We start from the raw sequence: 1,838 nt of genomic DNA, 5'->3' as shown, positions 1-1,838 counted from the left end.
CCAGCGCCCGGCTCTACCAGGGTCCCCGGGTCTCAGCCCTTCATCGTGCCGGTATCCAGCCAGCGCTGGTGCCACGACAGCGCTTCCGGCAGCAGGTGCGGGGTGTGCTTGCCGTAGCTCTCGCGGCTGGCACGGTCGAAGTAGTCCTGCAGCTGCGCGCGGAAATCCGGATGCGCGCAGTTGTCGATCAGTACCTGCGCACGCTTGCGCGGGGTCAGCCCACGCAGGTCGGCCAGGCCCTGTTCGGTGACGATCACCGACACGTCGTGCTCGGTGTGGTCGACGTGGCTGGCCATCGGCACGATCGCCGAAATGGTGCCGTTCTTGGCGGTGGACGGGCTCAGGAACGCGGACAGGAAGCCGTTGCGGGCAAAGTCACCCGAACCGCCGATGCCGTTCATGATCCGCGTGCCCATCACGTGCGTCGAATTGACGTTGCCGTAGATGTCCACTTCGATCATGCCGTTCATGCCGATGCAGCCGAGGCGGCGCACCAGCTCCGGATGGTTGGAGATCTCCTGCGTGCGCATGATGATGCGCTCGCGGTAGAAATCGATGTGCTCCTTGAACGTCTCGTTGGCCTGCGGGCTCAACGCAAAGCCGGTGCACGAGGCGTAGCTCAGCACGCCATCGCGCAGCAGGTCGAGCATGCCGTCCTGGATCACTTCGGTGAACGCTGCCAGGTCACGGAAACCACTCTTGGCCAGGCCGGCCAGCACCGCGTTGGGGATGTTGCCCACACCCGACTGCAGCGGCAGCAGGTTCGGCGGCAGGCGGCCCTTCTTCACTTCGTGCTTGAGGAACTCGATCAGGTGCGCGGCGATCTGCTCGCTGGTCGCATCGATCGGGCTGAACGGGCTGTTGCGGTCCGGGCCGTTGGTACGCACCACCGCCACGATCTTGTCCGGGTCGCAGCGCAGCGCGGTGTCACCGATGCGGTCGTTGGCGTTCACCAGCGGAATCGGCTTGCGGTGCGGCGGCAGCGCCGTGCCGTAGTAGATGTCATGCATGCCGTCGACGCCGGCCGGCTGCCATTCGTTGACCTCGACGATCACCTTCTTGGCCAGGTCCAGCCAGGTCTTGTTGTTGCCGACCGAGGTGGAGGGCACCAGCGAGCCGTCCTCGCGGATGGCCGACACTTCGATCACGGCGGTATCGATCTCGCCGTAGAAGCCGAACCATACGTGCTGGGCGACGTGGCTGAGGTGGATGTCGATGTAATCCAGCTTTCCCTCGTTGATGCGGTTGCGCGCATCCGGGTCGCTCTGGAACGGCATGCGCATGGCGATGCCATCGGCCTTGGCCAGCGCGCCATCGAGTTCCGGCGCGGTGGAGGCGCCGGTCATCAGCTTGATCTGGAAGGGATTGCCCTGGGCATGCACCGCTTCGATGCGGCGCGCCAGTTCGACGGGAACGGCCTTGGGATACCCGGAGCCGGTAAAGCCGCTCATGGCCACGGTTTCACCGGGCTGGATCAGCGCGGCTGCGGTCTCGGCGGAGACCACGCGGTCACGAAGACGCGCGTTGGCGATGCGATCAACAGACATGACGACAGTGTTTCTGGGGGGAAACCCGATTATCGGCCATCCTCATCCGTACGGGGGGTTCTACCTTCGTGGAATGGCTTTTCCCCACCGGGGTCACCCGTACCGGTCGGTTTTGTTTTGCAGTGCAGCGTGCAAAGTGCTTTCGCAGCCCGCACGATGGCCCTGCATCCCGACGTGGGGGAGGGAGCAGAGCCCGCTGGCAGTTCGCTGCAAGCGGGCTTTTTTATTGCCTGCCGCCCATTATGAATACGCGGTCTCCATTATCGGTAGTGGGGGGGGGGGGGGGGGGCC

General features: G+C 64.9%; 1 protein-coding gene. It reads right to left on the bottom strand.

The window, feature by feature from the left end; genetic code table 11:
• Nucleotides 1-32: 32 nt before the first annotated feature.
• Nucleotides 33-1,547 carry an acetyl-CoA hydrolase/transferase family protein gene (locus QRO93_RS14480; RefSeq protein ID WP_053448609.1) on the bottom strand — a complete coding sequence of 505 codons (1,515 nt, stop codon included), beginning with the start codon at nt 1,545-1,547 and terminating at the stop codon, nt 33-35.
• Between the last annotated feature and the right edge of the window lie 291 nt (nt 1,548-1,838).

The organism is Stenotrophomonas maltophilia group sp. Smal17, assembly GCF_030237045.1.
GTDB lineage: Bacteria > Pseudomonadota > Gammaproteobacteria > Xanthomonadales > Xanthomonadaceae > Stenotrophomonas > Stenotrophomonas forensis.
Note: the sequence above shows the minus strand (reverse complement) of the source record. Positions and strands in the feature narration are given on the sequence as shown.